Raw genomic sequence first — 17,584 nt, forward strand, 5'->3', positions numbered from 1 at the left:
GGGCCACTGCCCGACCGCCGATCCGCTGCCGGACTGTCCAGTCAGCAAGGGAGAGTGTCCATGTCACCGATTCTGCAGGGTCTGATCACCATCATCGTCGGCGTCGGCGGCTGTGTGGCGTATTTCTACACCTCGAACCTGATCCTCGATAAGGTCATTTTCCCACCACGCAGCGACGACCACGGGCGCAACATCAACCGGGCGACGCTGGTGCGGCCCTGGCTGTTCCTGTTCCCGGCGATGTTCGCGCTGGGGCTTTACCTGGCCTATCCGGTGGTCGGCAGCTTTGTCCGGTCGCTTTACAACCGGTCGGGCGATACCTTCATCGGCCTGGGCAACTACACCCAGATGTTCTCTGAAGAGGGGTTCCGCACCGCGGTGCTCAACAACATCCTCTGGGCGCTCTTCGTGCCCGCGGCGGCGACCTTCCTGGGGCTGCTGGTGGCGCAGCTGACAGACAAACTGCGCTGGGGCAACATCGCGAAATCGCTGATTTTCATGCCGATGGCGATCTCGTTCGTGGGCGCGTCGCTGATCTGGAAATTCGTCTACGCCAACGATCCCGACATCGGCATCATCAACGCCGTGCGGGATTTCTTTGGCGCCGCGCCCATCGACCCGCTGCAGATCCCGTTCTGGAACAACTTCTTCCTGATGGTCATCCTGGTCTGGATCCAGACCGGTTTCGCCATGGTGATCCTGTCCGCGGCGCTGCGCGGCATCCCCGAGGAAACCATCGAGGCGGCGATCATCGACGGCGCCAACCCGTTCCAGATCTTCTTCAAGATCAAGGTGCCGCAGATCATGGGCACCATCGTCGTGGTCTGGACAACGATCACCATCCTCGTGCTCAAGGTCTTCGACATCGTCTACGCGATGACGGGCGGCAATTTCGATACCGAAATCCTGCCGAGTTACATGATGGATTACATGTTCCGCGACGACGGGCGGGCGACAGCGGTGGCCTTTGTCATCATGGTCATCGTGCTGCCGGTGATGATCTGGAACATCCGCCAAGCGCGCAAAGAAATGAACTGAGAGGGACATTCCAATGGACAATATGGCCGGACAAAAGACCTCTCTCTCCATCGTGACCAACCTCAGCGTGATTGCGCTTGTGCTGATCTGGCTGATCCCGACCATCGGGCTTCTGGTCAGCAGCTTTCGCGACCGCGAACAGATTTCCGAAACCGGCTGGTGGGCGTCGATGTTCCCCGTCCAGCAGGCCTATCGCGTGTCGCCCGAACCGACGGACGTGACGCAGGACGGCGATCTTTACATGTTCTCGGGCAACCTTTTCACCGCGTCCGATGACGTGTCGGCCACCGGTTCGGGCGACGTGTCGGGCTTTGGCATCACCGGGCGCGATCCTGGCATTGCCGAGCCAGGCCAGACCTACGGGCGGCTCAAGCTGATCGTCACGGACGAGAACGGCGAAGAGGATGAAGAGAATTACGAGACCTCCTGGCCCGCGGACGGCGCGCCCGAAGCGCCCGAAACCGATGAAGACGGCCGACCGGTGCAGGATTTCTATATCGACCGCGCGGTGACGGTCGCCGCCAACGGCGATTTCACCTGGATGCAGGATGGCGAGATCGGCCGCCCGCCGACAATCTACATCACCGCCGCCAGCCCGCCGGAGTTCGGGCTCAACAATTACGAACAGATCCTGACCTCGGACAACATGGACCGGGCGTTCATCAACACGCTGACGGTGACGATCCCGGCGACGATCATCCCGATCCTCATTGCGGCCTTCGCCGCCTATGCGCTCGCTTGGATGGATTTCAAGGGCCGCGGCTTTCTGATCGCCATGGTGGTGGGCCTGCTGGTGGTGCCGCTACAGCTGGCGCTGGTGCCGCTTTTGCAGCTGCACAACGCGGTCGGCATCGGCCAGAGCTTTCTGGGCATCTGGCTGGCGCATACCGGGTTCGGCCTGCCGCTGGCGATCTATCTCTTGCGCAACTACATGGTCGGCCTGCCGCGCGACATCATCGAATCCGCCAAGGTGGACGGGGCCACGGATTTCCAGGTCTTCACCAAGATCGTGCTGCCGCTGTCGTTCCCGGCACTGGCCAGCTTTGCGATCTTCCAGTTCCTCTGGACCTGGAATGACCTGCTGGTGGCCAAGGTGTTCCTGCCGTCGAATTCCGAATCCTGGGTGATGACCGTCAAGATCGCCGACGACCTTCTGGGGTCGCGCGGCGGCGACTGGGGCATCCTCGCGGCGGCGGCCTTCATCTCGATCGCGGTGCCGCTCGTGGTGTTCTTCGCGATGCAGAAATACCTGGTGCGCGGCCTGCTGGCCGGATCGGTCAAGTAACCCCGGCGCACAACGAAAGACGACGCTCATGAACCAACAGGCGGACATTTCCATGGCCTCTGCCGCTCAGGATACCGATTGGTGGCGTGGCGGGGTGATCTACCAGATCTACCCCCGCTCGTTCCAGGACAGCAACGGCGACGGCATCGGCGATCTGCTGGGCATCTCGCAGCGGCTGCCGCACGTGGCGTCGCTGGGTGTCGATGCGATCTGGATATCGCCGTTCTTCAAGTCGCCGATGAAGGATTTCGGCTATGACGTCAGCGATTACTGCGACGTCGACCCGATGTTCGGCACGCTTGCGGATTTCGATATCCTGATCGGCACCGCGCACCGGCTGGGGCTGAAGGTGATGATCGACTTGGTGCTGTCGCACACCTCGGACGAACATCCGTGGTTCAAGGAAAGCCGGGCCAGCCGCGACAACAAGCGCGCCAACTGGTACGTCTGGGCCGATGCCAAGCCCGACGGGACGCCGCCCAACAACTGGCTGTCGATCTTTGGCGGGTCGGCCTGGCAATGGGACAGCACCCGCTGCCAATACTACCTGCACAACTTCCTGAGCGAACAGCCGGACCTCAACTTTCACGAACCGCAGGTGCAGGAGGCGCTGCTGGCCGCCACGCGGTTCTGGCTCGACCGCGGCGTCGACGGGTTCCGGCTCGACACGATCAACTTCTACGTCCACGACGCGCAGCTGCGCGATAACCCGCCGCTGGCGCCCGAAGACCGCAACCCGATCACCGCCCCGGCGGTGAACCCCTATACCTGGCAGAACCACCTGTACGACAAGACCCAGCCCGAAAACCTGGCCTTCCTGCGCAGGTTCCGCAGCCTGCTGGACGAATACGGCGCCACCTCGGTCGGAGAGGTGGGCGACGATCAGCGCGGGCTCGAGATTCTGGGCGAATACACCGCCGGGAACGACAAGGTGCACATGAGCTATGCCTTCGAGCTTTTGTCGACCCACATGCCGACGGCGCCTTACGTGGCGCAGGTCATGCACGATCTGGCGCGCGCCGCGCCCGACGGCTGGGCCTGCTGGGCGTTTTCCAACCACGACGTGCCACGCCACACCACCCGCTGGGAGCTGAGCGACGGGGCGACGCGCTGTTTCATCACGCTGATGATGTGCCTGCGCGGATCGGCCTGCCTGTACCAGGGCGAGGAACTGGCCCTGCCGGAGGCCGATGTCGCCTTTGAGGATTTGCAGGACCCTTACGGCAAACGCTTCTGGCCCGCCTTCAAGGGGCGCGACGGCTGCCGTACGCCGATGGTGTGGGAGCCCAGCAACCAGAACGGCGGCTTTTCGTCCGGCCATCCCTGGCTGCCGGTCAGCCACGAACACCTCAACCGCGCGGTCACGACCCAGGAACAGGACCCGTCTGCCGTGCTGCACCATTATCGCCACGCGATCCGGTTCCGCCGCAACCACCCGGCGCTGCGCACCGGCAGCATCGAAGAGGTGACCGCCGACGGCACCGTGCTGCGGTTCATCCGCCGCGAAGGGGACCAGACGATCTTTTGCGCCTTCAACCTGGGCGGCGATCCCGCCGCGACCGAAATGCCCTCCGGCACCTGGCGGCAGATCGGCGCGGAACTGGGCAGCGCGGGCCTATCACCGGACGGAAAACTGCACCTCGGGCCGTGGCAACCCAGCCTCGCGCTGAAGGCGGACTGACAGACAGAACAAGAGGGAGGGGAGACCCCATGGCCAATCTCAAGCTGACGGATGTTGCCAAGACCTATGGCGGCACGGTCGATGTTCTCAAAGACATCAACCTCGACATCAAGCAGGGCGAGCTGATCGTCTTTGTCGGCCCGTCGGGCTGCGGCAAGTCCACGCTGTTGCGGATGATCGCCGGGCTTGAAAAGATCACCGGCGGCACGCTGGAAATCGACGGCCAGGTGGTCAACAACGTTCCCCCCGCGCAGCGCGGCATCGCGATGGTGTTCCAGTCCTACGCGCTGTATCCGCACATGACGGTCCGCGACAACATGAGCTTTGCGCTGAAGATCGCGAAGAAATCGCCCGAAGAGATCGACAAGGCCGTCGCCAAGGCCGCCAAGATCCTGCAGCTCGATGCCTATCTCGACCGTCTGCCCAAGGCGCTGTCGGGCGGTCAGCGGCAACGGGTGGCGATCGGCCGGTCGATCGTGCGCGACCCCAAGGTCTATCTTTTCGACGAACCGCTGTCGAACCTCGACGCGGCCCTGCGGGTGGCCACACGGATCGAGATTGCGCAGCTCAAGGAATCGATGCCGGACAGCACGATGATCTACGTGACCCACGACCAGGTCGAGGCGATGACGCTGGCCACCCGGATCGTGGTGCTGGCCAACAAGGGCATCGCGCAGGTGGGCAGCCCGCTGGAACTTTACGAACGGCCCAACAGCGAATTCGTTGCGCAGTTCATCGGCTCGCCCTCGATGAACCTGCTGCCGGGCGAGATTGTCGAGACCGGTAAGCAGACCCGGATCAAGATGGCCGGGGGCGGCGTGGCGGTGTCGGACTATCCGACCGAAAGCTCGGACATGGGGGCAAAGGTCAACGTCGGCGTGCGGCCCGAGGATTTCCTCGAGGTCGAAACGGGGGCGGAGTACATCTATTCCGGCACGGTCGACATCACCGAGGCCCTGGGCGAGGTCACGCTGCTATATTTCCAGAAAGAGGCGGGGGCGGATCCGATCATCGGCAAGCTGCCCGGCATCCATGCCGACCTGCGCGGCAAGGAGGTCAAGCTGGGGGCTGTGCCGGAGAAGGTGCATATCTTCCGCAACGGGACCTCGCTGCTTTACCGGTAAGCGGGGCGATCCGCGCGGCGCGCGGATACGAGAGACGCTGTCTCTCGTGCTCTCTGAGGTTATTTTGAATCAGAGAAGAGGGGGGCGGGGCGCTTGCGGCCCCGGGCGCGCATCGCCACAGGGGCGGTGCGCAGGGTGGTGTGTCAGTCGGCCAGCACCTCGACCTCGCGGCTGGCGATCACGCGCTGGCCGTCGCCCAGATGGTAGCGCAGTTCGTAGATGCCCGGCACCTCGGGCAGCGTCATGATCATCGGGCTGTCGTCGCGGGTATAGACATAGCTTTGGTATTCGCCCTCGGGCGCGCCCTTGCCGACCAGGCCGATGAAATCGTTGCGGTAATCGGGGCCGTCCCAGGTCACGGCAAGCTTGCCCCCGGCGGAGCCGGTGGCCGCGGCCTTGATCGTGGCGGTCACCGGTTCCAGGGTGACGGGGCGGCGGGCCAGCACCGATTCCCCGCCGCCGGTGGCGACGTAGCGCAGCTCGTAAGTGCCCGGTTCGGTCGGCATTTGCAGGATCATCGGTGAGCCCTCGCGGGTGTAGGTATAGCCCTCGTAACGGTCGTCATCGGGCTTCGCGACCGAGATATAGTCGCTCTTGTAGGCCGGTCCATCCCATTCAACGACCAGCGGTGCCCCGGCGCGGGCGGTCTCTTCGGCCGTGAGCGTGGCGCCGACCGCCACCACCTCGAGCGGTTGGGCGGCGAGCACCGTGGTGCCCTGGCTCATCACGTAGCGAATTTCGTAGCTGCCGGTTTCCAGCGGCACCTTGAGGCCCAGCGGCGTGCCGTCGCGGGTGTATGTGTAGCTTTCATTTCCGCCTTCGTCGGGTTTCGACACCGCGAGGTAGTCGCTTTTGTAATCCGGGCCGGTCCAGCCGACGCTGAGCGTCTCGCCCGCGGTGGCCTGGACGGGCGCGTCGATGGTGGCGGTGACGGCGGTCACTTCGATGGGCCGGGTGGCGAGCAGGGTGTTGTCCTGGCTCATCACGTAGCGCAGTTCGTACTGGCCCGGTTGCGGGGGCAGCAGCACCTGCGCGGGATCGCCTTTGGAAGTGTAGGTGTAGTTGACGTATCGTCCCTCTCCGGGCACAGCGACGGCGATGTAGTCGCTCTTGTAATCCGGACCCTGCCAGGTGACCGGCAGGGTCGATCCGGCGGGGGCGCTGTCGGCGGCGTCAAGGCTGGCCTCGGCGCTGGTGACGTTTATCGGGCGCGTGGCCAGCACCGTGCTGCCCTGGGCCATCACATAGCGCAATTCGTAAAGGCCCGCGGTCGGCGGCATCAGCAGCTCTGCCGGGCTGCCCTTGCTGGTGTAGGTGTAGTTCACGTAGCGCGATTCCTCGATCTCGGCGATGGCGATGTAGTCGCTTTTCTGGTTCGGTCCCTCCCAGGTGACCGGGATCGTCGACCCGGCGACCGCCTCTTCGGCCGCGTTGAGCGAGGCGTCGGGCAGCATGGCGGGCAGCACCAGCGTGACGGTCTGGGGCTGATTTTCGACGGTGAACTGCGCCTCGGCGCTTTCCTCGTCCTCGGGCCGCAGCACCGACACGGTGTAATCGCCCCGGTCCAGATCGCGGGTCAGGGTCGAGCCTTGCGCGGCCTCGACCACCGGGTCGGAACCCATCTGCACGTCCCAGATCAGCGGGGTGGCAATCTCGGGCCCGTTTTCGCCCACGGTCGCGCGAAAGGTCACCGGCACCGCCACGGCCTGCGGTTCCTGCACCACCTCGCTGAGCGCGGAGCCGAGTTCGGCGGCATTGGCCGCGGTCAGGAACTGGCCGCCGGTTTCATCGGCCAGGCACTGCATCTGGGCCAGCGCCTCGGGGTCGGCCACGTCGAAGCCGATCACGTGGGCGGTGAAATCGACGCCTGTTTCCTCCAGCGCGCGGGCCGCGGCGCAGGGGTCGGGGTTGCAGGTCTCGATCCCGTCGGACACCAGGATCACCGTGGCCTTTTCCTCGCCATAGCGCAGCGCCTCGGCGGCCATGCGCACCGCGTCGGTCATCGGGGTCTTGCCCTTGGGCTGCACCGCATTGACCGCCTGCGCGATCGCGTCGCGGGTCGCGGCACCCGGAGCGACCAGCGTTTCGATGTCGCTGCAATCGCCCTTGGTCCGGTGGCCGTAGGCGGTGAGGCCAAGCGCCTGGCCTTCGGGCAGGGTGCCCAGCAGATCGCCGATCACGGTCTGGGCAATGCTGATCTTCGCGGTCCCGTCGATCTGCCCCCACATGGAGCCCGAGGCATCGAGCACCAGAATGGTGTTGCCGGCAGCGCTCTGACTATGTGCGGGGGCGGCGGCGAGGGCCAGACAGGCGGCCAGGGCGGAAATCACGGTGCGGAACATGGGGCATCCTTCGAAAAACAATTGCGGGCAGGATTCCACAGTTGCGTTGGTCTGGAAAGCCTGATGCGGCGCGGGCGCGCCGAACCACGCGACGTCGGGTCGCGGTGTTCAGCTTTTGTTCGCCATTTCGTATTGGCGAAGCGGCTGTCCTAAACTATGTCTTAACCGTTGCACACGAGGGACCCCATGGCCGAGCTCAAGCATATCGAGGTGCGCGGCGCGCGCGAACACAACCTCAAGAACATCGACGTGGATATTCCGCGCGACCAACTGGTTGTGATCACCGGACTTTCCGGATCGGGCAAGTCGTCGCTGGCATTTGACACGATCTATGCGGAAGGCCAGCGTCGCTATGTGGAATCGCTGTCTGCCTATGCGCGGCAGTTTCTCGACATGATGGAAAAGCCGGATGTGGATCACATTTCCGGCCTCAGCCCGGCGATTTCCATCGAGCAGAAGACCACGTCGAAGAACCCGCGCTCGACCGTTGGCACGGTGACCGAGATTTACGACTACATGCGCCTGCTGTTCGCGCGGGTCGGCACGCCCTACAGCCCCGCCACCGGCCAGCCCATCGAGGCGCAGCAGGTACAGGACATGGTCGACCGGGTCATGGACATGGAGGAGGGCACGCGCGCCTACCTGCTGGCCCCCATCGTGCGCGACCGCAAGGGCGAATACCGCAAGGAATTTCTCGAACTGCGCAAACAGGGGTTCCAGCGGGTCAAGGTCGATGGGGCCTTCTACGAACTGGACGAACCGCCGACGCTGGACAAGAAATTCCGCCACGACATCGACGTGGTTGTGGACCGGCTTGTCGTGAAGGACGGGCTTGAAACGCGGCTTGCCGACAGTTTCCGCACCGCGCTGGACCTGGCCGACGGCATCGCGATTCTTGAGACCGCCCCGAAGGAGGGCGAGCCGGAGCGCGTGACGTTTTCCGAGAATTTCGCCTGTCCGGTCAGCGGCTTCACCATTCCCGAGATCGAGCCGCGGCTGTTTTCCTTCAACGCGCCCTTCGGGGCCTGCCCGTCCTGCGACGGTCTTGGCGTCGAGTTGTTCTTTGACGAACGGCTGGTGGTGCCGGATCAAAACCTGAAGATCGGGGATGGGGCCTTGGCGCCCTGGCGCAAGGGCAAATCACCCTATTTCACCCAGACGATCCAGGCCATCGCCAAGCATTACGAATTCAACCCCTCGACCAAGTGGAAGGACCTGCCCGCGCATGTGCAGCAGGTGTTCCTGTACGGGTCGGGGGACGAAGAAATTCCGTTCCGCTATGACGAGGGCGGGCGGGTCTATCAGGTCACGCGCAGTTTCGAAGGCGTCATTCCCAACATGGAACGGCGCTACCGCGAAACCGATTCAAGCTGGATCCGCGAGGAATTCGAGCGTTACCAGAACAACCGCCCCTGCGGCACCTGCGACGGCTATCGCCTGCGGCCCGAGGCGCTTGCGGTCAAGATCGGACCCGCCAAGGGCAAGGCCGAGGATCGACTGCACGTGGGCCAGGTGGTGCAGATGTCGATTCAGGAGGCGTTCGACTGGTGCGAAACCGTGCCCGCCGCGCTGACCCAGCAGAAGAACGAAATCGCGCGTGCAATCCTCAAGGAAATTCGCGAACGGCTTGGATTTCTGAACAACGTCGGCCTGCAGTACCTCACGCTGTCGCGCAACGCGGGCACGCTGTCGGGCGGGGAATCGCAGCGCATCCGGCTGGCCTCGCAGATCGGGTCGGGGCTGACGGGCGTGCTGTATGTGCTCGACGAGCCCAGCATCGGCCTGCACCAGCGCGACAATGACCGGCTGCTTGGCACGCTCAAGAACCTGCGCGATCAGGGCAACACGGTGATCGTCGTCGAACACGACGAAGAGGCGATCCGCGAGGCGGATTACGTCTTTGACATTGGCCCGGGCGCGGGGGTGCACGGCGGGCAGGTGGTGTCAAAGGGGACCCCTGCGGAAATCATCGCGGACGGGAATTCCGTCACCGGGCAATATCTGGCCGGCACCCGTGAAATCGCGGTGCCCGCCACCCGGCGCAAGGGCAACAAGAAAAAACTGCGCGTGGTCAAGGCGACGGGCAACAACCTCAAGAACGTCAGCGCCGACTTCCCGCTGGGCAAGTTCGTCTGCGTCACCGGCGTGTCGGGCGGGGGCAAGTCGACCCTGACCATCGAGACCCTGTTCAAGGCCGCGTCCATGGCGCTCAACGGTGCGCGCCAGACGCCGGCGCCCTGCGAGACGATCAAGGGGCTGGAGCATCTGGACAAGGTCATCGACATCGACCAGCGTCCTATCGGACGGACTCCGCGTTCAAATCCAGCTACTTACACCGGCGCCTTTACCCCGATCCGCGACTGGTTCGCGGGTCTGCCCGAGGCCAAGGCGCGCGGCTACAAGCCGGGGCGCTTTTCCTTCAACGTCAAGGGCGGGCGCTGCGAGGCCTGCCAGGGCGACGGTGTCATCAAGATTGAAATGCACTTCCTGCCCGATGTCTATGTCACCTGCGAGACCTGCAAGGGCGCGCGCTATAACCGCGAGACGCTGGAGATCAAGTTCAAGGGCAAGAGCATTGCCGACGTGCTGGACATGACCGTTGAGGATGCGCAGGAGTTCTTTAAGGCGGTGCCCAGCATCCGCGAAAAGATGGATGCCCTGGTGCGTGTGGGCCTTGGCTACATCAAGGTGGGACAGCAGGCGACGACGCTTTCGGGAGGTGAGGCGCAGCGTGTGAAGCTGTCGAAGGAACTGGCCAAGCGGTCAACGGGGCGGACGCTCTATATCCTGGACGAGCCGACCACCGGTTTGCATTTCGAGGATGTGCGCAAGCTCTTGGAAGTGCTGCACGAACTGGTCGATCAGGGCAATTCCGTGGTGGTGATCGAACACAACCTCGATGTGATCAAGACCGCCGACCATCTCATCGACATTGGCCCCGAAGGCGGCGATGGAGGCGGGGAGATCGTGGCCGAGGGCACCCCGGAAGAGGTGGCCGAGATCGAGGCCAGCCACACCGGGCGGTATCTCAAGCCGATGCTGGCGGCGCGCAAGGTCGCGGCAGAATAACCAAGCGGCCCGCCGCCCCGTGGGCCGGGGCGGCGGGAACGCGGGTCACAGGATCGCGCGCGTGACGCGGATCAGTTGCAGCAGTTCATAGCTGTCGTTGTCGAGCCGCACCACATCGCCGTTCAGAACAGCGTAGTTGTACCCATCACCAGCCTCGGGCAGGCGGTAGAGTCGGCGCAGCTCTTCCTGGCCAAGGGCCGCGGTCGGGGAAACGAGAAGGCTGTCCTCTGTATCGGGCACGCGCGCCAGGTCGTTGATCCGCGCCAGGGTGCCATAATCGGCGGCGTCCAGCAGCACCGGCAATCCGTCGATCAGGGCATAGCGCTGCCCCTCAGGCGCCGGGTCCAGACCGTAAAGTCGCGCAATATCGTCCGAGCGCAGCAGAAAGGCCGTGTCGTCGGGGAAGGTGTCGCGTTCCCAGTCGCTGTCGCCGTAGTAGACGCGGCGTCGCTCCTCAAGAAGCGCGTCGTAGTCGTCGCTGTCATAGCCCGTCCACTCGTCATAGCTGACGCCTTTCTTCGCCAGACCCGGCGGCACGCAGGGCGGATCCTTCTTGGCCAGACCCGGCGGGCAGTTGCGATAGGTCAGCAGCTCGTCCTCGGGCAGATCGCCGACGACCACGTCGCTGCCGAGCAGCCCCAGCGTCGCGACGCCGACAAGGGGCGCCATGTCCCGGCCCTCGGGGGCGCGGGCAGTGTCGAGGCTGTCCAGCAATGCGGCACGGGCCTGCTCGACCCGGGTGCGCTGCGGATCGGTGGGGTCAATCTGCCCGGCGGGGGCGTTCGCCGTCTGGCTCTTCGCGGGGGCGGCTTGCGTTGGCTTTGCGGCGGCCTGGCCATTGCCCTTGCCGTTGTTGTCCGGCTTTGCGGCCTTGGGGGCAGCCGCACGATTTTGGCCGGGTGCATCGGATTTCCCGCGCTTTTCAGCGCCTTTGCCGCCCTTCTTCAACAATTTCTTTGGCTTTTTACCCTTGTTGGCCTTGTCGTTCTTGATAAGCAGCAGCTCTGCCTGGCCTGTAAATTGCGACATCGCCGGGGTATCGAGGGCGGTCACAGGCGCGGCAAAGGCAGGGATGGCGGCTGTGCTCATGCACAGCGCGGCAACCGTGAGAAAGCGGTTCATGGGCGTGGTCCTTTGTCCGTGTCAGTTGCCTTTTAACGCCGGAAGGGCGCGATGCGTTGCACACGGGAGGCAGGACTACGCGGGTCTTTGCCGATACGGAGCCGATGCGGGATCAGTCTCGGCGGCAGGTGTTGATGCCCAAAAGCTGGTAAGGCGGGCAGGATCCCATGGCAGCGGTGGCCAGCATCACGATCCCGACCACCAGCGCCAGCCATTTCAGGCCGCTGGCCATCGTGAAAAACAGGATAAGGGCGATCACCCCCACCACTGTGCGCACGATCCGGTCGGTCTGTCCCATATTCTTTGCAAACATCCGTCTGTCCTTTCTCGAAGGTCGCTATCGCCCCTCAGATAAGAAACATGTCATGTTTCGAATATGATCTGGATCAACTCCGGTTACGTTTTTCGAACCGGGGCAGCATGGCACTGAAATCGCTTCCCTTGCCGTCCTCGTCCTCGACGAACTGCCGATACAGCGCCAGCGCGGCAGCCCCCATGGGCGTGTCTGCATCCGCGGCTTCGGCGGCCTGCTGGGACAGGCCAAGGTCCTTGAGCATCAGTTCCGCGGCAAAGCCGGGTTTGTAGCCGTTGTCGGCGGGCGATTGCGGGCCGACCCCGGGGGCGGGACAATAGGCGTTCATCGACCACGAATAGCCCGAAGAGGTGCTGACCACGTCGAACATCGCCTCGCGCGACAGGCCGAGCTTGTCGGCCAGGGCGAAGGCCTCGCAGGTGGCGATCATCGTGACGCCCAGGATCATGTTGTTGCAGATCTTGGCCGCCTGACCGTTGCCCGACGGGCCGCAATGAACGGATTTTTGCCCCATGATATCAAAAAGGTCTGCGGCTTTCTTGAAGCCTTCCTCGGGTCCGCCGACCATGAAGGTCAGCGTGCCGGCCGCCGCGCCGCCGATGCCGCCCGACACCGGTGCATCCAGCGGCAGCAGACCGGCATTCTGCGCATCCTCGGCCACCGCGCGGGCGCTGTCGACATCGACGGTCGAACAATCCAGGAATACCGCGCCTTCGCTCATCGCCGGGATCACCTCGCGCGCGACCTTGCGCAGGATGTCGCCGTTGGGCAGCATGGTGATGACCACATCCGCGCCTTCCGCCGCCTCGGTCGCGGAATTGACCGGCTGCACGCCGTCGATGATGACGCTCGCGGTGTCAAAGCCGCGCACGTCGTGCCCGGCGCGGGCAAGGTTGGCGGCCATGGGGCCACCCATGTTGCCCAGCCCGATAAATCCGATCTTCATAGCCGTCTCCTTTTCGTGAAACACCAGCCGCACCTCGCGCACGGGCCTGAGCATCTGCGACATGGTCGCCGCGGGCACGCTGTCGGGCTGATGCGACCAGTTCGGGCTTCGGTCCTTGTCGATGATCGCGGCCCGGATCCCTTCGAGCAGGTCGCCATGCTCCATCGCGCGGTGGGTAAAGCGATACTCCAACTTCAATGCCTTGCGGATCGTCGGTGTGCCTTGGCGCAGACGGTGCAGGATTTCCAGCGCGCAGGCCATGGACAGAGGGGAGTTGGCGGTCATCCGGTCGCGTGTTTCGGTGGCAAAGGCCGTATCCTCGGCCCGCAGCAGGTTCATGATGTCGGCCAGCCGTTCACCCGCGAACAGCGCGTCGATCTGCGCCTGTTTCGGGCCAAGCGCGGCCTCCGGCGCGGGGTGGGCGGCCTTGGCGACGGCCTCGGCGTCGCCGCTGTCGATCAGCGCGGTCTTGAGCGTGTCCCACTCTGCCTCGGGCAGATAGTGATCGGCAAAGCCCACCAGCAGCGCGTCGCCCGGGCCCATCCGCGCCGTGGTCAGGCCCAGGTATTCCCCCAGCCGCCCGGGTGCCCGCGCCAGCAGGTACGACCCGCCCACGTCCGGCACCAGCCCGATGCCGCATTCCGGCATCGCGATGCGGCTGCTGTCACCGACGATCCGGTGCGACCCGTGGCAGCCGATGCCGACCCCGCCGCCCATGGTAAAGCCCTGCATAAAGCTCACCACCGGTTTGGGGTATTCCGCGATCAGCGCGTTCAGCCGGTATTCATCGCGCCAGAAGGTCTGACCGAATGCGAAATCGCCCGCGCGGCCCGTGGCATAAAGCTCGGCGATATCACCGCCTGCGCAAAATGCCTTGTCCCCGGCGGCGTCGATTAGCACCAGCGCGACCTGCGGATCGCGCCGCCAGGCCAGCAGCGCGTCTTCGATCGCGAGGCACATCTTGTAGGTCAGCGCGTTGAGCGCCTTGGGCCGATTGAGCGTGATGCGGCCCGCGTGGCCTTCGGTGCGGATGTGGATGTCGGTCATGGCTGTGATCGCTTTGAACAGGGGCAGGGAACGGGGGCGAGGTCAGCCACGGGCCAGCATCTGCCGGGCGACGATCAGGCGCATGATCTCGTTCGTGCCTTCGAGGATCTGGTGCACCCGCAGATCGCGCACCAGCTTTTCGATGCCGTAGTCGGCCAGATAGCCATAGCCGCCGTGCAATTGCAGGCACTGATCAACCACCTTCGACCCGGTTTCCGTCACGAATTTCTTGGCCATGGCGCAGAATTTCGTCGCATCGGGCGCGCCTGTGTCGAGCTTCCAGGCCGCCTGGCGCAAGAAAGTGCGCGCCGCCTGCATCTCGATCTCCATATCCGCAAGGCGGAACTGCAGTGCCTGGAACTGGTCGATGGATTTGCCGAAGGCTTGCCGGTCGGCCATGTATGCGAGCGTGGCATCGAGGCCGGATTGCGCCGCCCCCAGCGAACAGGCCGCGATGTTGAGCCGGCCGCCGTCGAGCCCGGCCATGGCATAGCGGAACCCCTGGCCTTCCTCTCCCAGAAGCGCGTCGGCGGGGATGGCGCAATCGTCGAACTGCACCTGCCGGGTGGGTTGGCTGCGCCAGCCCATCTTGTCCTCGAGCCCGCCAAAGCTCAGCCCCGGCGTGCCATCCTCGACCAGTACGGTCGAGATTCCGCGCGGCCCGTCCTCACCGGTGCGCACCATCACCACGTAGGTGTCGGAATAGCCGCCGCCGGAAATGAAGGCCTTGGCGCCATTGAGCGTGTAGCCTTCGTTCGTGCGGGTGGCGCGGGTTTTCAGCGCTGCGGCGTCCGAGCCGGACCCGGGTTCGGTCAGGCAGTAGCTGAGCACGGTCTTCATGCTCAGCGCGTCTGGCAGGACGCGGGACTTCATCTCGTCGCTGGCAAAGCTGTCGATCATCCGGGCGCACATGTTGTGGATGCTCAGAAACGCCGCGACCGACGGGCAGGCCATGCTCAGCGCCTCGAACACCAGCGTCGCATCAAGGCGGCTGAGCCCCGATCCGCCTGCATCCTCGGACACGTAAAGCCCGCCAAACCCCAGCTCGGCCAGCTTTGGCCAAAGGTCGCGCGGGATGGTGCCTTCGGCCTCCCACTGCCGGGCGAAGGGCGCGATGTGATCCTGGCCGAAATCGTGGGCCATGTCGAAAATGGCGGTCTGTTCCTCGGATAGGGCGAAATCCATGGCGGCCTCGTGATCAGCGTTAATTGAACAAGCGTTTCATTCCGGTTGTTGCAGGCCCGGTGCCGGGGATCAAGGGGGCGTGGTCACGGCTAGAGATCGGCATGGAATTCGTCGATCAGGTGGCTCACCACGCCGCGCATCTGGCCTTCGTGGTCTGCGCCGCTGTCCTTTGCCTTCGCTGCCACCGCGCGCTGACGGGTGGCGGAGGTGCCGTTGGCCACGATCTCTCGCGCGCGCTCGACCTCGGTCTGGCAGCGCAGGATTCCGGCATCCTCTTCGATCACCTCGATCAGTTCCTCCACCAGTTCGGCGAAGGGCACGATGGCGTGGCGGCCAAAGTCGATCAATCCCTCGGTCACGCCGTAGCGCTGCGCGCGCCAGCGGTTTTCCCCGACAAGAAAGCGATCATAGATGCGCCATCGCTGGTTTTTCGCGCGCAGCCGCCAGAGCATCCGCAAGAGGCACTGGTTGAGTGCCGCCAGCGTCAGCGTATGCTCCATCCGCGGGCTCACATCCATGATCCGCGTCTCGAGCGTCGGATAGGCCGCTGACGGGCGCAGGTCCCACCAGATTTTCGAGCTGTCCTCGATCACGCCCATGTCCACGAGGATCTGCACGGAGCGGTCGAAATCCTCCCAGTTTTCGAACTGCGGCGGCAGGCCGGTACGGGGCAGGTTGTCGAAGACGGAAATCCGGTATGACGCCAGCTGCGTGTCGCGCCCCTGCCAGAACGGCGAAGAGGTCGAGAGCGCCAGCAGATGCGGCAGGAAATACGACAGTTGCCGCATGAGGTCGGTGCGCAGCCAGTTATCCTCAAGCCCCACATGCACGTGGCAGCCGCAGATCAACATGCGTCGCACCACGCCGCCAAGATCCCGTTCCAACGTGTTGTAGCGGTCCTTGTCGGTGTGGGTTTGCGTCTTCCAGTCGGCCAGCGGATGGCACGAGGCGGCGATCGGCGACAGGTTGTAGTATGCGGCGTGTTTCGACACCGTGGCGCGCAGGCGGCGCAGATCCTCGCGGGCCTCGCCGATATCTGCGCAGACCTTGGTGCCGATCTCGATCTGGCATTGCAGGAATTCCGGGCTGACCTGATCCTCAAGCTCCGACGCGCAGGACTCCATCAGGCCTTCTGGCGCTTCGGCCAGGGCCAGGCTGTCGCGATCGACGAGCAGGTATTCCTCTTCGATCCCGATGGAAAACGGCGGTTCTTTCATGGCTTGCCCCCCTCAGCGCGCGGTACCAGTCAATCCGATGCGCGCGCCGGTGGCAAGCGGTGCCGCTCAGCCGGAGTAGGCTTCCTTCACGGTCGCGAAGAGCGGCTTTTGCGCCAGAGCGTCGACCGGATAGGTCTCTCCGCCGCCGGGCACGTAATCTGCGGGGATGGTGCCGGTGGGCGGCGGGGTGGTGTTGTCGAATTTCGTCATGCCGAACGTCGCCTCTGTCCCGGTCTTCATCGCGGTCTGATCCAGGAACTGAAACACGCAGCGGCCCAGGAATTGGCCCGAGGGAACGGTTTTGGCCAGCTGCGCCGCAACCCAGGTGGCCTGCGCGTCTTCGTCCGGGACCGCGCCAAGGTTGATGCCCATTTCGCTGAAAAAGAACGGCGTGTCGGGAAAATACGTCGGGAAGGTGTCCGCGATGTAGCTGGCAAGGAAATCCCCGTCGTTGAAGCTGTTGAGCGCCCCGACGATGCGGGTCGACCAGAAATCCGAGCTGAGTTCGCCGTTGTCGTCGATGGCGGCCTTGAGGTCCTGCATCGCCGATATGGCGGGGGGCAGGCCGCCCGTTGCGGCAAAGGACACCGGCGCGCAGATCGGCAGGACATTCTCGGCCGGAATGCCCAGATCGGCCTCGATCTCGACCAGCAGCGCCATGGCCTGCGCAACCGTCGTGGCAGAGAAATTCCCGGCCAGGTCGAATTCGTTGGCGATGCCCCAAAGGCCCGCAGCCGCCATCGGAGTCGTGCCGCCGTCATACACCTCGGTCACCATGGCGGTCATCTGCGTTTTGACCGTGGCGGTGTCGCCGCTGGCCAGCTCGCCCAGAAAGTAGTTCGATACAGGCACGATGACCCGCAGTCCGGCCGCATCCGCTGCTTGCAGAAAGCTGGTGTGGCTGCGCTCGTACTGGCCCGGGCTGGCGCCGGGGGCGGGCGGAACGCTCCAGTCATAAAGATGCAGCAGGTTGGCACCGGTGCCCGAAATGGTGGCCAGATCGTTGCGCCCGGTCACGCTACCCTCCGGCCCGGCGCCCCAGATCAGCGGAAAGCAGGAATTGGTGAAATCCGTGTCGAAGTATTTCTGCGGCGGGGCCGGAGTATCGTCTGACGGGGCGGGGGAATAGCAGACCCCCTGCAGGGGAACGAGGCGGGCAAGGTTGGCAATGGAGAGGGTCATGGAATGTCCTGATTTGCGGAAATGAATGGGGGC

General features: G+C 64.4%; 12 protein-coding genes and 1 pseudogene. 5 read left to right on the forward strand and 8 right to left on the reverse strand.

All coding sequences use genetic code 11. From position 1 onward, the window contains the following. Nucleotides 1-60 precede the first annotated feature (60 nt). The 4 genes from ACOXXX_RS00605 to ACOXXX_RS00620 are packed head-to-tail and all read left to right on the forward strand — an operon-like array spanning nt 61 to nt 5,128. Complete coding sequence (locus ACOXXX_RS00605; RefSeq protein WP_422824599.1) at nt 61-1,038, forward strand: carbohydrate ABC transporter permease; 978 nt, start codon at nt 61-63, stop codon at nt 1,036-1,038. 13 nt (nt 1,039-1,051) lie between these two features. Next, entirely contained in the window at nt 1,052-2,323 is a 1,272-nt protein-coding gene (locus ACOXXX_RS00610) for a carbohydrate ABC transporter permease (protein ID WP_422824600.1), read from the forward strand. A 28-nt stretch (nt 2,324-2,351) separates the two neighbouring features. Continuing rightward, nucleotides 2,352-4,004 carry an alpha-amylase family glycosyl hydrolase gene (locus ACOXXX_RS00615; RefSeq protein ID WP_422824601.1) on the forward strand — a complete coding sequence of 551 codons (1,653 nt, stop codon included), beginning with the start codon at nt 2,352-2,354 and terminating at the stop codon, nt 4,002-4,004. A 29-nt stretch (nt 4,005-4,033) separates the two neighbouring features. Next, the gene (locus ACOXXX_RS00620; RefSeq protein ID WP_422824602.1) at nt 4,034-5,128 is read left to right on the forward strand and encodes an ABC transporter ATP-binding protein; all 1,095 of its coding nucleotides are present in this window, start codon (nt 4,034-4,036) and stop codon (nt 5,126-5,128) included. 143 nt (nt 5,129-5,271) lie between these two features. Here ACOXXX_RS00620 and ACOXXX_RS00625 read toward each other — a convergent pair whose 3' ends face one another. Next, complete coding sequence (locus ACOXXX_RS00625) at nt 5,272-7,470, reverse strand: vWA domain-containing protein (protein WP_422824603.1); 2,199 nt, start codon at nt 7,468-7,470, stop codon at nt 5,272-5,274. A 186-nt stretch (nt 7,471-7,656) separates the two neighbouring features. Here ACOXXX_RS00625 and uvrA point away from each other — a divergent pair, with 186 nt between their 5' ends. Then, nucleotides 7,657-10,539 (forward strand): excinuclease ABC subunit UvrA, encoded by a 2,883-nt coding sequence (gene uvrA, locus ACOXXX_RS00630; protein ID WP_422824604.1) that lies wholly within the window; start codon nt 7,657-7,659, stop codon nt 10,537-10,539. Nucleotides 10,540-10,584: 45 nt separating this feature from the next. On the opposite strand, the gene ACOXXX_RS00635 is transcribed toward uvrA, so the two are convergent. The 7 genes and pseudogenes from ACOXXX_RS00635 to ACOXXX_RS00665 all read right to left on the reverse strand — a co-directional run bounded on the left by ACOXXX_RS00635 (nt 10,585) and on the right by ACOXXX_RS00665 (nt 17,551). Beyond that, on the reverse strand, nt 10,585-11,661 hold the full coding sequence (locus ACOXXX_RS00635) for a hypothetical protein (protein ID WP_422824605.1): 1,077 nt from the start codon (nt 11,659-11,661) through the stop codon (nt 10,585-10,587). A 112-nt stretch (nt 11,662-11,773) separates the two neighbouring features. Then, nucleotides 11,774-11,974, reverse strand: coding sequence for a YgaP family membrane protein (locus ACOXXX_RS00640; RefSeq protein ID WP_422824606.1), 201 nt, complete (start codon nt 11,972-11,974; stop codon nt 11,774-11,776). 73 nt (nt 11,975-12,047) lie between these two features. Next, nucleotides 12,048-12,920, reverse strand: a complete 873-nt coding sequence (mmsB, locus tag ACOXXX_RS00645; protein ID WP_422824942.1) for a 3-hydroxyisobutyrate dehydrogenase — start codon at nt 12,918-12,920, stop codon at nt 12,048-12,050. 93 nt (nt 12,921-13,013) lie between these two features. Further along, a pseudogene (locus ACOXXX_RS00650) lies at nt 13,014-13,967 on the reverse strand (enoyl-CoA hydratase/isomerase family protein); the annotation flags it as partial. A 42-nt stretch (nt 13,968-14,009) separates the two neighbouring features. Then, a complete protein-coding gene (locus ACOXXX_RS00655) occupies nt 14,010-15,152 on the reverse strand; it encodes an acyl-CoA dehydrogenase family protein (RefSeq protein ID WP_422824607.1) in 1,143 nt (380 codons plus the stop codon). Between the two features lie 89 nt (nt 15,153-15,241). Next, complete coding sequence (locus tag ACOXXX_RS00660) at nt 15,242-16,369, reverse strand: carboxylate-amine ligase (RefSeq protein WP_422824608.1); 1,128 nt, start codon at nt 16,367-16,369, stop codon at nt 15,242-15,244. 66 nt (nt 16,370-16,435) lie between these two features. Beyond that, the gene (locus tag ACOXXX_RS00665) at nt 16,436-17,551 is read right to left on the reverse strand and encodes a hypothetical protein (protein ID WP_422824609.1); all 1,116 of its coding nucleotides are present in this window, start codon (nt 17,549-17,551) and stop codon (nt 16,436-16,438) included. Nucleotides 17,552-17,584: the final 33 nt, after the last annotated feature.

It is taken from the genome of Thalassococcus sp. BH17M4-6 (assembly GCF_049323015.1).
Taxonomy (GTDB): domain Bacteria; phylum Pseudomonadota; class Alphaproteobacteria; order Rhodobacterales; family Rhodobacteraceae; genus Puniceibacterium.